The sequence below is a fragment of the Streptomyces sp. NPDC048337 genome, assembly GCF_043201175.1.
In the GTDB taxonomy this organism is placed as follows: Bacteria; Actinomycetota; Actinomycetes; order Streptomycetales; family Streptomycetaceae; genus Streptomyces.
Map to the genome: position 1 here is coordinate 254032 of NZ_JBICYR010000008.1, position 16867 is coordinate 270898.

The 16867-nt window shown below is 71.7% G+C and carries 13 protein-coding genes and 1 pseudogene; 5 read left to right on the forward strand and 9 right to left on the reverse strand.

What is annotated here, in order from left to right; translation table 11 throughout:
- Window positions 1-823 precede the first annotated feature (823 nt).
- Entirely contained in the window at window positions 824-1474 is a 651-nt protein-coding gene (locus ACGFYU_RS16600; RefSeq protein ID WP_393827991.1) for a sigma-70 family RNA polymerase sigma factor, read from the reverse strand.
- 373 nt (window positions 1475-1847) lie between these two features.
- On the opposite strand from ACGFYU_RS16600, the gene metG reads away from it, so the two are divergent.
- Both metG and ACGFYU_RS16610 read left to right on the forward strand, forming a co-directional pair.
- The gene (gene metG, locus ACGFYU_RS16605; RefSeq protein ID WP_393827992.1) at window positions 1848-3563 is read left to right on the forward strand and encodes a methionine--tRNA ligase; all 1716 of its coding nucleotides are present in this window, start codon (window positions 1848-1850) and stop codon (window positions 3561-3563) included.
- Between the two features lie 155 nt (window positions 3564-3718).
- A complete protein-coding gene (locus ACGFYU_RS16610; RefSeq protein WP_393827993.1) occupies window positions 3719-3937 on the forward strand; it encodes a hypothetical protein in 219 nt (72 codons plus the stop codon).
- 206 nt (window positions 3938-4143) lie between these two features.
- On the opposite strand, the gene ACGFYU_RS16615 is transcribed toward ACGFYU_RS16610, so the two are convergent.
- From ACGFYU_RS16615 to ACGFYU_RS16635, 5 genes are all read right to left on the reverse strand, one after another.
- Entirely contained in the window at window positions 4144-5529 is a 1386-nt protein-coding gene (locus ACGFYU_RS16615; protein ID WP_393827994.1) for an FAD-binding oxidoreductase, read from the reverse strand.
- Window positions 5530-5636: 107 nt separating this feature from the next.
- On the reverse strand, window positions 5637-7343 hold the full coding sequence (locus ACGFYU_RS16620) for a LuxR C-terminal-related transcriptional regulator (RefSeq protein WP_393827995.1): 1707 nt from the start codon (window positions 7341-7343) through the stop codon (window positions 5637-5639).
- A gap of 154 nt (window positions 7344-7497) precedes the next feature.
- The gene (locus ACGFYU_RS16625) at window positions 7498-9033 is read right to left on the reverse strand and encodes a YfcC family protein (protein ID WP_393827996.1); all 1536 of its coding nucleotides are present in this window, start codon (window positions 9031-9033) and stop codon (window positions 7498-7500) included.
- Entirely contained in the window at window positions 9030-9245 is a 216-nt protein-coding gene (locus ACGFYU_RS16630; protein WP_393827997.1) for a hypothetical protein, read from the reverse strand. The genes ACGFYU_RS16625 and ACGFYU_RS16630 overlap by 4 nt, the downstream gene beginning before the upstream one ends.
- 126 nt (window positions 9246-9371) lie before the next feature.
- Window positions 9372-10148, reverse strand: coding sequence for a response regulator transcription factor (locus tag ACGFYU_RS16635; protein WP_393828044.1), 777 nt, complete (start codon window positions 10146-10148; stop codon window positions 9372-9374).
- Between the two features lie 330 nt (window positions 10149-10478).
- On the opposite strand from ACGFYU_RS16635, the gene ACGFYU_RS16640 reads away from it, so the two are divergent.
- Both ACGFYU_RS16640 and ACGFYU_RS16645 read left to right on the forward strand, forming a co-directional pair.
- Window positions 10479-10925 carry a winged helix-turn-helix transcriptional regulator gene (locus tag ACGFYU_RS16640; RefSeq protein WP_393827998.1) on the forward strand — a complete coding sequence of 149 codons (447 nt, stop codon included), beginning with the start codon at window positions 10479-10481 and terminating at the stop codon, window positions 10923-10925.
- Between the two features lie 299 nt (window positions 10926-11224).
- Window positions 11225-13165 (forward strand): multicopper oxidase domain-containing protein, encoded by a 1941-nt coding sequence (locus ACGFYU_RS16645; RefSeq protein WP_393827999.1) that lies wholly within the window; start codon window positions 11225-11227, stop codon window positions 13163-13165.
- Between the two features lie 73 nt (window positions 13166-13238).
- On the opposite strand, the gene ACGFYU_RS16650 is transcribed toward ACGFYU_RS16645, so the two are convergent.
- The 3 genes from ACGFYU_RS16650 to ACGFYU_RS16660 are packed head-to-tail and all read right to left on the reverse strand — an operon-like array spanning window position 13239 to window position 15881.
- Window positions 13239-14342 carry an NAD(P)/FAD-dependent oxidoreductase gene (locus ACGFYU_RS16650; protein WP_393828000.1) on the reverse strand — a complete coding sequence of 368 codons (1104 nt, stop codon included), beginning with the start codon at window positions 14340-14342 and terminating at the stop codon, window positions 13239-13241.
- Between the two features lie 52 nt (window positions 14343-14394).
- Window positions 14395-15483: a questin oxidase family protein gene (locus ACGFYU_RS16655; protein WP_393828001.1), complete on the reverse strand. Its 1089-nt coding sequence runs from the start codon at window positions 15481-15483 to the stop codon at window positions 14395-14397.
- Window positions 15480-15881, reverse strand: coding sequence for a hypothetical protein (locus tag ACGFYU_RS16660; protein WP_393828002.1), 402 nt, complete (start codon window positions 15879-15881; stop codon window positions 15480-15482). The genes ACGFYU_RS16655 and ACGFYU_RS16660 overlap by 4 nt, the downstream gene beginning before the upstream one ends.
- Before the next feature lie 234 nt (window positions 15882-16115).
- Between ACGFYU_RS16660 and ACGFYU_RS16665 the strand changes: the two are divergent.
- A pseudogene (locus ACGFYU_RS16665) lies at window positions 16116-16865 on the forward strand (SDR family oxidoreductase); the annotation flags it as partial.
- Window positions 16866-16867: the final 2 nt, after the last annotated feature.

Consider the following 16867-nt stretch of genomic DNA (forward strand, 5'->3'; position numbering starts at 1 on the left):
TGGACGACCGTCCCGCGGGCCGCCGCGGTCAGCGCGGGGTGGCGCAGCGGGCCGATCGACGGCCGCGACGGGGGCGCGGGCGCGGTGGCGGGCGGGGGCGTGAACCCGGCGGTGGCCGTGACCGTCACGGTGGCCGCCGGTGGCGGCCGGAACGCGGCCAGCACCCCGGGCAGCCCGGGCCTCGGCAGCGGCACCGGGCCCAGATCGGGATCGTCGAGCTGGTCGACGTAGCGCAGGACGGCCGCCTGCGCGCACAGCCGGACGTCCCGCAGATCCCTCCTGCCGCTCGGCCGGAACCCCCGGCGCCCCAGCTCGCGCGCCCACAGCCGGGCGTCGTGGTGCTCACCGCGCCGGGAGTGGTCGAGGAAGAGGCAGTAAGCGGCCGGGGCGGTCCGCGACCGCCCGGAGCCGGCGGCGAACTGCCACCAGAAGCGGGCCCCTTCGCGCAGCCCGGCGAGGTGGAGCAGACAGCCGAAGACGACCGCGCCGGCCAGGTCGGTGTGCGCGCTGGCGAGGAAGGAGGCGAGCTGCGCCTCGGCCTTCGGCGAGCATACGGAGGCCAGGCAGGCGGCCTTGAGGTCGCGCCGGGCCCGTTCGGCGTCGAGCGGGCAGTCCCGCACGGGGTCGCTCCAGCCGTACGCGGACCGGCGCCGGGCACGGTGTCCGGGGACCGGGGTGTGCGGGGTCGCGCGCAGGAGCCGGGCCTCGGCCGCGCCGAGGTCGTAGTGGCGGTAGCGGTCGCGGACGCCCGCCCGGGCGAGGAACTCGGCCAGGGAGCGGGGGGTTTCGTCGCCGTCCGGCGGCTGGCGGCGTTCTTGGGGCCTCATGATTCGGCTGATTCGGCTGATTCGGATTCGGATTCGGGCGATTCGGGGGACGCCGCGGACGTGTCGAGCAGGCGGGCGAGCCGCCGGTGGGCCTGGCCGAGGTACGAGCGGACCGTGGCCTCGTCGACGCCCATCACGGAGGCGGCCTCCCCCGGGGTGCACTGGAGCCCGTACCGCAGGAGCACGGCGTCGCGCTGCCGCTCGGCGAGCCGGGAGACGGCGGAGTAGAAGCGGATGGTGTCGGTCAGCACCTCGTACTGGTCGGCGTGGGCTTCCTTGAGCGCGGCCTCGAAGGCGCTGATGTCCATCGGCTCGGGCTGCCGCTGCCAGGGATGGAGCCGGTGCTGCCGGTCGACTATGGAGCGCTTGAGCACGGTCCACGCGTAGGCGTCCAGGCGGTCCATGTGCAGCATCTTGAGCCACTCGCACATGATCGAGTCGAAGGTGGCGTCCACCGCCTCCTCGGCCGCCGCGTCGGAGCCCAGCTGCAGATACGCGAAGCGCATGTACGCGGGCCGCCGATTGGCGTGGAAGGCCCAGTACGACAGGCGCGCCGTCGGATCCCACTGGCTCATGGGCGTCGGCCGCCGGCGTCGGCTCGGCAGTCCCACGGCCCCACCGGACTCCTCCGGTCCGCCATCGCTCACCGTTCCACCTCATCCCCTGTGCGCAGAACAGGAAATCAGCGCGGACGCACCCGGAGGGCGGAGAGAAGAAACCTGGCGCGATAACGGTCGGCGATGATCGCCCCGTGATCGCTCCTGATCATGCATGGGTTCACCGGGCGCGTATGCATATGCCTGGGCATATGCGGGGCCCCGGCGGCGCTGCGGGCCGCCTGCCGCCTGTAGCATGGCCCAAACGCGAGGGCCGTGACGGAGAGGTCACTGCCCTCGCTTTTGCGTTACGTCCACCGTGAAGAAATGCGGCGCGTGGCCTTTCGGCGGTTCGATACGATGAACCCCGTTCACAATCCGTCACGCCACGCTGCACCGCACATGAGAAATGGAGCATCCGAGGATGGCTCGACACCTGATCACCAGCGCGCTTCCGTACATCAACGGGATCAAGCACCTGGGCAACATGGTCGGGTCGATGCTTCCGGCGGATGTGTACTCCCGGTACCTCCGCCAGCGCGGCCACGACGTCCTGTACATCTGCGCCACCGACGAGCACGGCACCCCCGCCGAGCTCGCCGCCAAGGAGGCCGGCCTCTCGGTCGCCGAGTTCTGCGCGCAGGCCCACGACGCCCAGAAGGCGGTCTACGACGGCTTCGAGCTGTCCTTCGACTACTTCGGCCGCAGCTCCTCCGCGCAGAACCGCGAGATCACCCAGCACTTCGCGCGCAAGCTCCAGGAGAACGGCTTCATCGAGGAGCGCGCGATCCGGCAGGTCTACTCGCCGGTCGACGGCCGCTTCCTGCCGGACCGCTACGTCGAGGGCACCTGTCCGCACTGCGGCTACGACAAGGCCCGCGGCGACCAGTGCGAGAACTGCACCCGCGTCCTGGACCCCACGGACCTGATCGAGCCCCGCTCGGCCATCTCCGGCTCCACCGAGCTGGAGGTCCGCGAGACCAAGCACCTCTTCCTGCTCCAGTCCAAGCTCCAGCACGAGGTCGAGGCCTGGGTCGCGCACCACGAGGAGGAGTGGCCGCAGCTGGCGTCCTCCATCGCCCGCAAGTGGCTGACCGAGGGCCTGCACGACCGCGCCATCACCCGCGACCTCGACTGGGGCGTCCCGGTCCCGGCCGACACCTGGCCGGAGCTCGCCGCCGAGGGCAAGGTCTTCTACGTCTGGTTCGACGCCCCGATCGAGTACATCGGCTCGACCAAGGAGTGGTCCGACCTGGACCCGGCCAACCGTGACTACAAGTCCTGGTGGTACGAGGCCGAGGACGTGCGCTACACCCAGTTCATGGCCAAGGACAACGTCCCGTTCCACACGGTGATGTTCCCCGCCACCGAGCTGGCCACCCGCGAGCCGTGGAAGAAGGTCGACTACGTCAAGGCCTTCAACTGGCTGACGTACTACGGCGGCAAGTTCTCCACCTCGCAGAAGCGCGGCGTCTTCACCGACCAGGCGCTGGAGATCCTCCCGGCCGACTTCTGGCGGTACTTCCTCATCGCCAACGCGCCCGAGTCCGACGACTCCTCCTTCACGTGGGAGCACTTCACCGCCACGGTCAACAAGGACCTCGGCGGCACCCTCGGCAACTTCGTCAACCGCGTCCTGACCTTCTCCCGCAAGAAGTTCGGCGACGAGGTCCCCGCGGGCAGCGCCGCCGGTGAGGTCGAGGCCAAGCTGGGCGAGCAGATCGCCGAGCTGCTGGCCGAGTACGAGGGCCACATGGAGGCCCTCCAGTACCGCAAGGCGGCGGCCGCGCTGCGCGCCCTGTGGTCCGCCGGCAACGCCTACCTGGACGAGAAGGCCCCCTGGCTGCAGGTCAAGACCGACCTGGAGGGCGCGGCGCTCACCCTGCGCACCGCGATGAACCTGATCCACCTCTACTCGGTGGTCTCCGAGCCGTTCATCCCGGCCTCGGCGCGCGCCATGCGCTCCTCGTTCGCGCTCGCCGACGACACGGCCACGTGGGTCACCCCGGAGCAGGCCCGGTCCCTGGACGCGGTCCCGGCCGGTACCCCGTTCACCGTGCCGCCGGTGCTCTTCGCGCGGGTCACCGAGGACGACCTGGAGTCCTACCGCGAGCGCTTCGGCGGTTCGCCGGAGGCCTGAGCCCGGCAGCCGTGACTCCGTGAGGGGCGCGACCTCGGTGGTACTCCCGGGGACGCGCCCCTCACGCGTGTCCCGGGGTGGTAGGGGAAACCCCACCGTGAAGTGTCCGCCTGGGTGTGCAGACCGGGTGGGGGCCGCGCGGCTGCAATGGCCGCATGCCTTCTTCCCGTACGACACCTCGCGCCGTCCCGTGGGTGGCCGGCTGGCTGCTCGCGGCCGCCGTGGCCGGGCGGCCGGTCCTGGCGGGGGCGGTGCTCGCCGGGGCGTGCGCGCTGAAGTGGACGGCGCTGCCCGCGGTGGCGGTGGTGGTGGCCCTGCTCGCGGCCTGCCGGGGCACCTGCTGGCCGAACTCGGCTCCCGGGGCTGGTACCTGACGGTGGTTCTGCTGGCGGCGGCCGGCCTGGCGGTGGCGCTCTCGCTGGTGCTCCGGCCGCCGCGCACGGTGGTGGCCGCGGCCGACCGGCTCGCGATCGGCCTCACGGCGGCCTTCCTCCTGGCCCCGGCCGGCCGCTTCGGCTACCTGGCGCTGCCGGTCCTGCTGTCGGTCTGGGCCCGCTCGGCGGCGGGCCGGGGTACCGGGTCAGGGGGCGATGTTGTGGTTGAGCCGGAAGAGGTTGCCGGGGTCCCAGCGGCGCTTGAGTTCGGTCAGCCGGGCGTGGTTCTGCCGGTAGTTGGCCCGCACCCGGTGCTGGTCGTCCCCGTCCATGAAGTTCACGTAGGCACCACCCGCTGAGTGGGGTGCGAGCGCGGCCTCGAAGGCGCGGACCCAGCCGATGTTCGCCTCGCAGCCGGCGCGGGTCGCGAGGGTGGGGCTCAGGGCCGTGGAGAAGTCGGCGTCCCGGTAGGCGAAGGCGGTCTCCTCGGGCCCCACCCGGTGGACGGCCCCGTCGATCGGGAAGACCACCGTCGCGCTCTCGATCGACGGCGTCCCGGCCCCGTACGCGGCGTACGCCTCGATCGCCCCGTCGGGCAGGCCGTGGCTGAAGGTGCCCTTCCAGTAGTGGAACAGACCGGCGGGCAGCAGCTCGTCGAAGAGCGTGTTGATCACCGGGTAGGGCATCCGCCCGAGATGCTGCCCGATGACGGGGCCGAGGGCCGCGAGCCGGGCGCGGACCTCGTCGTCCTGCTCCTCGGGACCGGTCCAGCAGGTGATCACCCCGCACAGCGGCCGGCCGTGCCACCGCTCGGGCAGGAAGGGCAGCGGAGGACCGAGCGCGACCACGAGCAGGGCGCCGAGCTCCTCGCCGGACGTGGCGATCAGCTCCCGGTACCGGCGCATCACGGCGGGGTCCAGCGGATAGAAGGTCGGCCCGCCCAGGACGAAGTCCACGGGATGCAGCCGGTACTCCAGCGAGGTCAGCACCCCGAAGTTGCCGCCGCCCCCGCGTACGGCCCACAGCAGGTCGGCGTCGCGCTCCGCCGAGCAGGTCACCAGGGACCCGTCGGCCGTGACCACGTCCGCCGAGATCAGGTTGTCGCAGGCCAGGCCGCAGCGGCGGGCCAGGTAGCCCATGCCCCCGCCCGTGGTCAGCCCGCCGATGCCGGTGCTGGAGACGACCCCGCCCGTGGTGGCCAGGCCGAAGGCGTGGGCGGCGTGGTTGAGGCCGGCCCAGGTGCAGCCGCCCTCCGCGCGGGCGGTGCGGGCCTCGGGGTCGACGCGGATGCCGCGCATCCTGCCGAGGTCGAGCACGACGCCGCCGTCGCAGGTTCCGTATCCGGCGACGGCGTGCCCGCCGCCGCGGACCGCGAGCAGGAGGTCCCGCTCGCGGGCGAAGCCCACGGTGGCGATGGCGTCGCCCGCGTCGACGGCCCGGACGACGGCCGCCGGACGCTTGTCGTGCATGGCGTTGTAGACCTTGCGGGCCTCGTCGTAGCCCGGGTCGTGCGGGGTGACGACCTCGCCGTGGACGGAGTCCCGCAGCAGCTGTGTCTGCCGGTCGTCGAGCGTCGCCGTGTAGGTGGTCATGGTTCCCACCGCCTTCCGTAGGCCACCGTTGTAGCCGTTCGGCAGGCGGGGGCTCATCGCCACAACCGCCCATGTGCGAGGGGAGGGAGCATGGGCCGAATGGCCCATCAGGCGAGGCCGTGGGTGTACGCGTACGCCGTGGCGGCCGCCCGGGACGAGACGTCGAGCTTCGCGAAGATGTTGTTGAGGTGCCGGGCGACGGTGTGCTCGCTGATCACCAGCTCGGCGGCGATGGCGCGGTTGGTCAGGCCGGCCGCCACCAGCTGCAGCACCTCGCCCTCCCGGGCGGTGAGGCCGCCCGGGTGCCGGTGGGCGGCGCCGCTCAGGAGTGCGGCGGCCCGCCGTGCGTCGGGCGCCGCGCCCAGCCGTTCGAAGACGGCCCGCGCCGCCTGGAGCTCCAGGCGCGCCCCTTCCGCGTCCCCGGCCTCCCGGTCGGCAGCGGCGAGCGTCATCCGGACCTGCGCGGCCTCGTACGGGACGCCCAGCTCCAGCCAGAGCGCAAGCGCCCGGTGCAGCAGCGGCAGGGCCCGCTCCGGGTCGTGGCCGGCGTACGCGACGGCGCCACCGGCCGCCACGGCGGTCGCGTGGAGCACCGTGGCGGCCGACTCGCACCGCAGCTCCCACGCGCGGGCGCCCGCCTCCAGGGCCTGAGCCGCCTCCCGGGCCCGGTCGAGGTCGCCGAGCGCGAGCGAGACCTCGACCTGGGCGGCGAGCAGCCGCGAGCGGGCGAGGGGACCGCGGCCCGCCTCCGCCGCGATCTCCGCGCCGCCGTCCGCGCCGTCCCCGCCGTCCTCGGCCCCGGCCAGCGCGAGCCGCAGCGCCACGGCGGCGGAGTCGGCCTTCCCCTGGGCCAGGTGCAGCAGGGCGAGGCCGGGCTGGGGGTCGCGGCCGAGCGCGTGGGCCCGCGTGTACGAGGCCTCGGCGGCGGCGAGGTCACCGCGCCGCCGCTCGATCCCGGCCTGGAGGTAGACAGCCTCCGCGGCGATCCTCGCCTCGTACGGCAGCAGCTCTTCGCAGGTCAGGGCGGCCTCGCCGGCCGCGCGGGACCAGTCGCCGGACAGCTCGGCGACCTCCACGCGGTGGACCCGGCACAGCCCCCGGTAGTTGTTCTCCTGCGGCATCGAGGCGCACCAGGCCATGGCGGCGTCGGTCCACTCGGCCGCCCGCCGCAGGTCGGCGCAGGCCATGCACGCTTGCAGGCCCAGGCAGTAGACCCACCCGGTGAAGAAGGAGCCGAGTTCGCCCGCCATCGCCGCGCACATGGCGTCGTCGAGGAGCGCGAGGCCCTCGGCCACCCGCCCCTCGGCCAGCAGCACACCGGCCTGTGCCTGGGTGCTCAGGGCGAGGAGGTCCGTACTGCCGCAGCGTCGAGCGATGCCGGCCATCTCGCGCGCACGGTCCATCGCCTCGTCGAAGGCGCCGCGCCGCTGGGCCTCCTGCGCCGCGGCCAAGGCGAGGTAGCACTGCTCGACGCACTCGGGCTCGCCGCTCAGCCGCTGCCGGGCCCGCCCGAGCCAGCCGGCGGCCGCGCTCGCCTTCCCGGCCAGCTGGTACTCGTAGAAGAGCATCCAGGCGCAGAATCCGGCCTCGCGGGCCCGGCCCGCCGCGGCGTACGCGGTGTACGCGCTGGTCCGCGCCGTGATCGACTCCTCGACGCGGCTGGTCCACCAGGCCGCGTCGGCGAGGACGGCGAGGTCGTCGGCGGCCAGCCCGGCGGGGTCGAGGCCGTGCAGCAGGCCGTACGCCTCCGCCCAGGCCTCCCGGTCGGCCGCGGCCCTGGCCCGGTCGATCCTCGGTTCCTCACCGGTGATCACCTTTCCAGGATAGGAGCCCGGGCCGCTCCCGCGCGCTTACGCCCCGTCCCGCCCCCGGAGGTGGGCGAGGACCGCAAGGACGCGGCGGTTGCCCTGCGTGGGGTCCAGGTCCGAGTCTACGGGGCCGGTCGGCGGCCGGCCCCGTGACCATCCGTCACATCGTCGCGCCCAGCGCCACGAAGCCGCAGATGAGCGCGAAGAGGATGGCCAACAGCGGCCAGACGAAACGCAGGTACTTGTCGTAGCCGACCTTGGCCAGGGCGACGCCGCCGACCACCACGGCCGTGGTGGGCACCCAGAGGTTCATCCAGCCGCTGGCCGCCTGCCAGGCCGTGACCACCACCGCGCGGGAGACGCCCGCGAAGTCGGCGAGGGGGGCCAGGATCGGCATGGCGAGGGTGGCGTGGCCGGACGTGGAGGGGATCAGGAAGGCCAGCGGGAGGTTGACCAGGAAGACGATCACCGCGAAGAGCCCGGACGAGGTGCCCTTGATCACGCCCTCGATGGAGTGGAGGACGGTGTCGGTGATCTTCGAGTTGTTCATGATGACGGTGACCCCGCGCGCCAGCATGATCACCAGGGCCGGCGAGATGAAGTCGGCGGCGCCCTGGATGATCGTGGAGCTGAGCTTCGCCTCCCCCATCCGGGCCACCAGGCCCACCAGCACCGCCGCGCAGAGGAAGAGCGCGGAGAGCTGGGGGAAGGACCAGCCCAGCTCCCAGGTGTACGGGGTCGCGTCCGCCTTGCCGGTCAGCGCGCCGGCCCAGGGGACCACCGAGAAGATCATGAAGGCGAAGACCAGGACGAGCAGGACCAGCACCGTCTTGTGCAGGCCGGTCAGTTCCGGTTCCACGTCGGAGTCGGCCGCGGCCTTCTGGTCCCGGTCGCCCGGGAGGAAGCCGCACAGGGACTTGGCCGGGTCCTTCCGCACGCGCTTCGCGTAGCGGATGACGTAGAGGATGGTGACGGCCGTCAGTACCACCCACATCACGAAGCGGAGCACGATGCCGTCGCCCAGCGAGATGTCGGCGGCGGAGGAGGCCACGCCCGTGGCGAAGGGGTTGACGGTGGAGCACAGCACCCCGATGCCCGCGCCCAGGATGGAGGACCCGACGGCGACGAGGCGGTCGTAGCCGAGGGCCAGCATCATCGGGACCAGCAGGCCGTAGAAGCCGAGGGTCTCCTCCGCGAAGCCCTCCACGGTGCCGAGGACGGAGAACACCAGCATCACGGCGGCGATCAGCAGCGTGCCGCGGTCGCGCAGCCGGTGGGCGAGGCGGGCGATGCCGCGGTCGAGGGCACCGGTGGCGAAGACGACCGTGATGAACGCGCCGATGGCGAGCACGAAGAGGAAGACGCCCGCGCTGCCGTAGAGGTCGCCGATGAGGCTCGGGCCGACCTCGCCGGTCTTCACGTCCTGGATGCCGTAGAGGCCGTTGACGGGGGAGAGGAAGAGGTCGTTCAGGCGCTGGGTGAAGCTCTGCGTGTCCTGGACGCGGTGGTAGGTGCCGGAGACGGGGGCGCCGCTGTCGTCGCGGTCGTACTGGCCGGCCGGGACGAGGAAGGCCAGCAGCCAGACCGCGACCGTGACGAGGGCCAGGATGGTCAGCGCGCTCGGGAAGGAGAACTTCTTGGCGGGGGCCGGGGGCTCGGCCTCGGACGCCGAAGGGGGCGTCGGTGCGAGGGTCACCGCGCGCCTCCGGCGGCCGGGCCGCCGCCGTAGAGCCGGAGCATGCCGAGATGGGCGATCGCGTTCGACTCGTCGTCGGCGATGCCGCGGGCCCGAGGGCCGCCGGGGAAAGAGACGGACGGTATCGCCGCCGGCCGTTCCGGATCCGCCCGCAGGCCGTCCATCAGGGCGTCCGCCCGGCTTTCCGGGCTGTTTCGGCTGTCCGGTTCCATGGTCCGATCATGGGGCGGGGGACAGGCGGCCGCCGTGGCGGACTGGGCCGGACGGGTGAACCCCGGACGCTCACATCATGGTCATGGCGGGCCGCACCCCGTCCCGCGGGGTGCGGCCGCTTCCGGTCAGGCGTGGCCGATGCGGAAGCCGACGCCCCGGACCGTGAGGATCCACGCGCTGCCGCCGAGCTTGCTCCGGAGGCTGCTCACATGGGTGTCGACGGTCCGCCGGGACCAGGAGTCCCCCCATACCTCGTGCATGATCTGCCGCCGCGGGACGACGGAATCCGGCTGGGAGGCGAGGAGTAAGAGGAGGTCGAATTCCTTTCGGGTCAGGTCGATGCGCTGGCCTCCCAGCTCCACTTCTCGGGAGCCGGTGTCGATGGTGAGCGGCCCGTGCGAGATTCCGCGAAAGGAGGCCTTCGCCGGAAGGGCCGGCCGCGCGCGCCGCATCACCGCCTCCATTCGGGCCAGCAGTTCGCGAAATCCGTACGGCTTGACGACGTAATCGTCGACCCCGGCCTGGAATCCCAGTACGCGGTCCAGTTCCGAACCCCGGGCCGTCACCGCGATGATCGGGACGTCGCAGCTCGACCGGATGATCCGGCAGACCTCCAGGCCGTCCAGGTCGGGCAGTTCGAGATCGAGCAGCACCATGTCGACGTTCCGGTACTGCGCCAGTGCTTCGTCGCTCGTCTTCGCGTTGTCGACGGTGTGGCCATTGCGCCGCAGCCCCCGAGTCAGGGCCTCCATGTCGCCGATATTGTTCTCGACAACGAGCACTCGGTACGATGTCGACGTATTCGGCAGGCGGTCGGACCGACTCGGAATGCCTGGTGTATCGATGGTGCCCCTGATCACTGTGCTCCCCCGTTCTTGATCACTGCGCGCTCCCCCTCGCACTGTTCTCGCGTCGACTGGGCCCATGGCCGGGTGAATCGGGAATGCGATCGCCCTGGGACCACGCGGTCGGCGAGCCAGTCGAGTCCTCACGGATGGACTGCGTTTTCGGGCGGCGTGTGGATCCCGTTCGACAAACGGACGCACAGCACAAGTCATGGTCGGGAATCGGCCGTTGGAGCGACTGATCCGTTTGCGAACGAGCCGCAGGCAAGGGGTTGGAGTATCGGCGGTGATTCCCCGCCCTCACTGTGCCCGTGGCTCAGAGGCTAGACCAGGTCTCTTCTGGAAACAAGGGTTCCATGTGAGACCTGGGTGGGTAGGCTGCTCAACATGGCTACTGACAACACCACTTCATCCGCCCCTTCACCTGAGGGTTCGTCCGGCGACCCGTTCAGCGCCGGTTGTGAGCCACGTGTCCTGCTTCACACCGCGGGGGACAAGTGGGTGATCCTCGTCGTGAACATGTTGGGCGACGGAGACGCCCGGTTCTCCGAACTGCAGCGGACCGTCGGCGGGGTCAGTCGCAAGATGCTCACGCAGACGCTGCGCACCCTTGAGCGCGACGGCCTGGTGGACCGCACGGTTTACGCCAACACCCCGCCCCGTGTGGTCTATTCGCTCACTCCGCTCGGCCGGACCCTGCTCGTGCCGCTGCGCGCGGTACGGGCCTGGTGCGAGCAGTACGTCGGCGCGGTGAGCTCCGCTCAGGCGGCCTTCGACGCACGCGGCCGGGACCAGGTCGCCGTTCCCGAGACCGCGGTGATGGCCGGGGGCTGATCCGCCGTCCGGCCCCGTCCGGCCGGAACGGTGAATTTCGGGTGACGTCAGCGTCAGGTTATCCGGGGCCAGTGTCAGGGGAGTTGCAACCGGAGTAGCCCGTCTTTCGGTCACCATGGCCGCAATCGCACCCTCGCGGTGGTGTTCACCTGCTTGGATCGGCCGACCGATCCGGGCGGAAGGCCCTGTTCAGCGGGGCAGCGGAGCGCAGGGGACGCGCTTTGTCCGCCGAGGTTTCGCCATGCCAGTCTGCCGCCGCAACAGCAGTCACACGCAGCGGACATGACGGGGAGACAGGCATGGTGGAAGACATTCGAGGGGACCGTGGGCCGGGGATCACCCGCAGGGTGGTGACGGCCGGCGCCTTCTTCGGGGCGCTGGCCCTGGGGACGGGCATCGGCCGCCCGCCGGCGGGCGCCGCCGCATCCCCCGTGGGCGCGGCCGAGAGCCCCGAGGCCGCACCGGCCGGCCCGAACTGGGGCCTCACCAAGTTCCTCGACCCGCTGCGCATACCCTCGGTGATCCGGGCGGGCGGCACCCTCACCGAGGCGAAGATCAACCTGACCACCGCCCAGGTGCGGCTGCACTCCCAGCTGCCGCCCACGACCGTCTGGGCCTACAACGGCCAGTACCCGGGCCCGACCATCGACGTCCCCAGCGGCAAGGACCTGCGGGTCAGTTGGACCAACAGCATCGAGACCCGTATGCCGCTGGTCGCCGTACAGGCCCCGGCCCCGGCCAATCCGACGGCGAGCCCCGGCTACCGCGACCCGGGCGGCGCCCTCCGGCCGGGCCACACCCTCGTCGAGGGCGTGGCCGAGCTCCCCGCCTGGACGGTCACCCATCTGCACGGGGCGCCCAACAACGGCGGCAGCGACGGCTGGCCGCACAACGCGGGGCTGACCGGCACGAGCCAGATCTCCCAGTACCCGAACCTCCAGCCGTCGGCGGCGCTCTTCTACCACGACCACGCGATGGCGATCACCCGGTACAACGTCCACGCCGGACTGGTCGGCATGTACCTCGTCCGCGACGCGGAGGAGAAGGCCCTCGCCCTCCCCACCCGCGAGGTCCCGCTGATCCTGAGCGACCGCAACGTCGACACCGATCCCGCCACCGGGGCGCTCACCGGCCAACTCCTGTTCAAGATCCCCGCCGTGCCGTTCGGCGACCACGTGGTCCCGGCCGGGTTCACCGGCCCGTTCAACACGGTCAACGGGGTGATCTGGCCCTACCTGAACGTCGAGGCCCGGTGGTACCGCTTCCGGCTGCTCAACGCCTCCAACGGGCGTATCTACACCCTCAACCTCGTGGACGAGAACGGCACCTCCCACAACGACGCGATCCGGCTGATCGGCACCGACGGCGGCCTGCTGCCCGCGGCCGCGCCGGTCCCGGCGGGCGGCCTGACCGTCGCCCCCGCGGAACGGTTCGACGTACTGATCGACTTCCGGCAGCTGAAGGGGCTCAGGCTCCGCCTCACCGACGCGCGCACGGCCGGCGGGCCCACGGACCCCGACCTCATGCAGTTCCGGGTCGAGGACCGCACCCGGTCGGACGCCTACACGATCCCCGCCGTCCTCTCGCCCTCGTACTACAGGGTCGAGCACGGCAGGACGCTGCCGGAGGACCACGACCACGTATGGGTGGCGCTGGTGATGAACCAGCAGGGCCACCCGGAGATGTGGGACCTGGAGGAGCTCGCGAGCGACCCCGGCGGGGCGGGCATCATCCAGATCACCGATCCCGAGACCGGCGCCACACGGACCTTCCGCAAGCTCGGCGCCCTCTTCGACGACACGGTCGGGGTCTACATCAACCACAACCGCTGGGCCGTCTGGAACTTCATCCACGTGGGCCCCATCGGACCGGTGCACCCCATGCACATCCACCTGACCCGCTTCCAGGCGCTGTTCCGGCGCAACTTCACCACCACCTACGACATCCCCACCGCCCGGACCACGGCCCCCATCACCGGCTTCACGGACGTCCCGCTGGAGAAGTACGAGGAGGGCTGGAAGGACACCGTCCTCGTCAACCGGGGGCAGTGGGTGGCGGTCGCCGGCAAGTTCGACGGCGGCACCGGGCAGTTCGTCTACCACTGCCACACCCTGGACCACGAGGACGACGGCATGATGCGGCCGTTCGTGGTCCACCCGGCCGAGGTCGCCCGGTTCCACGCCCACAGCGGCCCGGGCCACCACGAGCACGGGGCCGCGGGGGCCGCGGCGAAGAGTTGAGACAGGCGTGCGGGGTCGTCCGTACGCGCGGACCGCGCGCCGGACGACCCCGCTCACCGTACGGCTCCTTCGCTCAGCCCCGGTCGGAGGCCGGCCGGACCACGCCCAGCAGCTCCTCGTAGAACGTGGTCCGAAGGTCGGCGCTCTTGGCGCGGGAGACCATCTCCGCACCCAGTACCCCGCGCTCGGGGATGAAGCCGGCGCCGCCGTTCGGACCGAGCGACAGGGCGATCATCGGGCCGCCGACCCGGTAGGTCTCCAGCTCCGTCTCGCCCGCGATCAGCTTGCGGATGTTGTTCGCGATCACCACGGCGTGGTCCTCGGCCGCCTTGGCCTTCTTGGCCTCGGGGATCGAGGTGACGTCCCCGAGCGCGAACACCCGCTCCTGCCCGGACAGCTGGAGGGTGTCCCGCACCTCGACCAGACCGCCCGACCGGCGGTCGGCGGCCAGATCGCCGCCCAGGTAGTCGGTGGCCGGGGCCGCGCCGAAGCAGCGGAACCAGATGTCGGTCGTCACCTCGGCGCCGTTCGTCAACTGCGCCGTGAAGGTCTTGGCCCGGCCGGGCTCGGCCGGCGGCTCCTCCGCCAGCGAGGCGCCCAGGACGATCTCCACGCCCAGCTCCTCCAGCTGGCGCCGCACCTCGGCGCGCAGCTCGTCGGGGAAGTCGCCCACGATGACGTCCGAGGCGGGATCCACGATCGTGATCTTCTTGTCCGGCCAGGCGGCCCGGATCTCACCGGCGAACTCCACCCCCACCGGGCCCGCGCCCAGCAGCAGCACCGCGTCGGCGGCCTGCAGGGCGGTACGGGTCTCCGCCAGCCGGGCCTTCGCCCCGGCCGCGTCGTCGATGTCGAACTTGGCGGGGAAGGGGTAGGTCGAGCCGGTGGCCAGGACCATGAAGTCGGCCTCGATCCGCTCACCCGTCGACAGGGTCACGGAGCCGGGCTCCACCCGCTCGGCGCGGGCGTGCACGACCCGGCCGCGCGAGAGCAGGCCGTCGTAGGGCAGGAACAGGCGCTCGCTCCACGCGGGATCGACGACTCCGCGCAGGGCGGCGACGTTGTGCACGAAGGAGTCCTTCTGCTCCACCAGGATCACCTCCGCCACGTCGTCCAGGGCCTTGGCCACGGTGGTACCGCCGTATCCGCCACCGACGACGACAACAGTCGAACTCATGATTCCTCCTGATAAAGATGGGTGGTGATGGCCCGGCGACGGCGAAGGCCGTCTACCGGGGGTCGATGCGCGACAGCGCCGCGAAGGCCGCCGCGGGGAAGCGCCGGTCGGGCCGGAGCATGTGCTCGCGCAGGCACGCCTCGGTGAACTTGATGACGTGCTCGTCGCCGTGCTCCACGGCGCGGGCGCTCAGCTCGTCGAAGGAGGGCAGATCGCTGTCGGTGGCCGCCGCGATCGCCTCCCGCTCCCCTCTGCGGTCCCGGGTGAAGGCCAGCAGGAAGGCGGTGTGCACCTGCCACAGGGCGGCGACGGAGGGTTCGTGCAGCTCGACGGGGAGGTGGGGGAGGACCAGGCGCACGGCCGCGGGGGCGGTGACCGCGTGGACCATGGGCACGGCGTAGATCTCGTCGTGGGCCAGGTAGACGCCCGCGAACTCCGCGGTCATCTCGCTGAGCAGCCACTGCGCGTGGTTCGGCGCGACCGAGTCCAGGGCCTCGAAATAGCCGGGTATCGCATCGAGTTGGGTGAAGCGCTTGCGGGCGACGGCGGGAGTGACCGCCTCCGCGCCGCGGAAGCGGGGCAGGGCGGCGACGGCGCCGGCGATGTCGTGGGCGCCCTTCAGGCGGGGTTCGCCCGGCAGCCGGGTGTAGCGCGCGGCCCAGTACGCCAAGGCCCTCGCCAGTTCGGTGAGTTGCCGTGGGCTGGGCTCCTGGGCCGCCGCGATGCTCCGCACCGCGTGGGCCGTACGGATGGCCCCGTGGGTCAGTCCCGCGAGCAGCCCCGGCAGCAGCTCGGGCCACCAGCGGGCCAGCACCGCGCGCCACGGGGCCTCGGCCAGCTCCCGTGAGAAGAGCTGCTCCCAGTCGCCCGCCCGCTCGAAGGCGCCGAGCGCCGGCCGCCACGACGACTCGTCGGAGGCGTCGAGCGCGAACCGGGCGGCGGGGGGCTCGTGGTGGGGCATCGCGGTGCGGTAGCCCTCGACCCAGGCGGCCACCTTGTCCGCGTGTCCGAGGACGGCCAGGGTCTCGGCGCCCATCGGCCCGTGGTTGGCCAGGTCGCCCTGGGCGCCGCGCTCGTAGCCCAGGTCGTCGAGGCGTTCGAGGGCCTCGTTGACGGCGTCCTCGTAGCCGAGCTTCGTCATGCGCCACCGCCTTCCCGCCTGGCCGACACGTCCGCCGTCACGGAGGCCAGCAGGGTGCCGCTCACGGACCGGATGACGGAAGTCCCCGAGCTGGTGAACGCCGGCCCCGACAGCACCGCGTCCTGCTCGATGTCCACCGAGCCGGGGAGCCCCGGCTTGTCGTCGAAGACCTCCTTGACCCGGTAGCCGAACCGCGCGTCGTCCTCGTCCGACCGCGTCCAGGTGCCCTCGCCCGTGCTCACGGGGGTGGCCAGGCGGACCGTGCCGTCCGCCTCGAAAGTGAGCCGCACTTCGGCGGTCTTGTCTCCGAAGACCACACTCGCCGACCAGGAACCGATCGGGGAATTCCGGCCAGTTGTCTCATTCAGCGCATCGGCTGAAGCGGTGTCGTGTTCCATGACTTCGAAGCTAGCCGCAGCCGGATACCTCCCGACAGCGGGAGATCGCGGAACTGACGGAGATCTGACATTGCCGTGACATTCGCCGGAGGAAGACGCGGTCCGTCATTCGAAACATGACCGAACCCTGGAATCCTCGGCCTTGAACGGCCCTTCTCGGCCACCCACCATGAGACGGAAAGAGACCGGGGAGTATTCATCGGGGGTGAAGGCCGAGCCATGAGCAGGTTAGCCAACAAAACGGCGCTCGTCACCGGAGCGAGCCGGGGCATAGGTCGTGCGATAGCCGAGCGGCTGGGCCGCGAGGGCGCACTTGTCGCCGTGCATTACGCACAGGACCGGGAGGCCGCCGAGAATACCGTCAAGACCATCGCCGCCGGCGGGGGCAGGGCATTCACCGTGCGCGCCGAATTCGGCCGTCCCGGTGCTGTCGAAACGCTCTTCGAGCAGCTCCGCACCGGGCTGGAGACCCTCTGCGGAACGGGAGAACTCGACATTCTCGTGAACAACGCGGGAATCAACACCACCGGGGCGAGCCCCGAGGAGACCACTCCCGAACTCTTCGACCGGCTCATGGCCGTGAACGCGAAAGCTCCTTTCTTCATCGTGCAGCGCGCCCTTCCGGTCCTCCGCGACGGCGGGCGCGTCATCACCATCTCCTCCGGCCTCACGCGATACGCGAATCCGAAGGAAGTGGCCTACGCCATGACCAAGGGCGCCGTGGAAATGATCGGCCTGCACTTCGCCCGTCACCTGGGCCCGCGCCGCATCACCGTCAACACCGTCTCGCCCGGCGTCACGGACACCGGCCACGCCTTCCTGGACGCCCCCGGGGTACGGGAGGCCCTGTCCGGGCTGGCCGCCCTCGGCGGCATCGCCCGGCCCTCCGACATCGCCGACGTCGTGGCCTTCCTGGCCTCCGACGACGCCCGCCGGATCACCGGCGCCGTCCTCGACGCCAGTGGCGGCTCGCTCCTCGGCTGACA

Excerpts from the sequence above, each read along its gene's own strand:
- metG (WP_393827992.1), top strand. The coding sequence starts at position 1,848 with ATGGCTCGACACCTGATCACCAGCGCGCTTCCGTACATCAACGGGATC.
- ACGFYU_RS16610 (WP_393827993.1), top strand. The coding sequence starts at position 3,719 with ATGCCTTCTTCCCGTACGACACCTCGCGCCGTCCCGTGGGTGGCCGGC.
- ACGFYU_RS16615 (WP_393827994.1), bottom strand. The coding sequence starts at position 5,529 with ATGACCACCTACACGGCGACGCTCGACGACCGGCAGACACAGCTGCTG.
- ACGFYU_RS16630 (WP_393827997.1), bottom strand. The coding sequence starts at position 9,245 with ATGGAACCGGACAGCCGAAACAGCCCGGAAAGCCGGGCGGACGCCCTG.
- ACGFYU_RS16640 (WP_393827998.1), top strand. The coding sequence starts at position 10,479 with ATGGCTACTGACAACACCACTTCATCCGCCCCTTCACCTGAGGGTTCG.
- ACGFYU_RS16645 (WP_393827999.1), top strand. The coding sequence starts at position 11,225 with ATGGTGGAAGACATTCGAGGGGACCGTGGGCCGGGGATCACCCGCAGG.
- ACGFYU_RS16650 (WP_393828000.1), bottom strand. The coding sequence starts at position 14,342 with ATGAGTTCGACTGTTGTCGTCGTCGGTGGCGGATACGGCGGTACCACC.
- ACGFYU_RS16655 (WP_393828001.1), bottom strand. The coding sequence starts at position 15,483 with ATGACGAAGCTCGGCTACGAGGACGCCGTCAACGAGGCCCTCGAACGC.
- ACGFYU_RS16660 (WP_393828002.1), bottom strand. The coding sequence starts at position 15,881 with ATGGAACACGACACCGCTTCAGCCGATGCGCTGAATGAGACAACTGGC.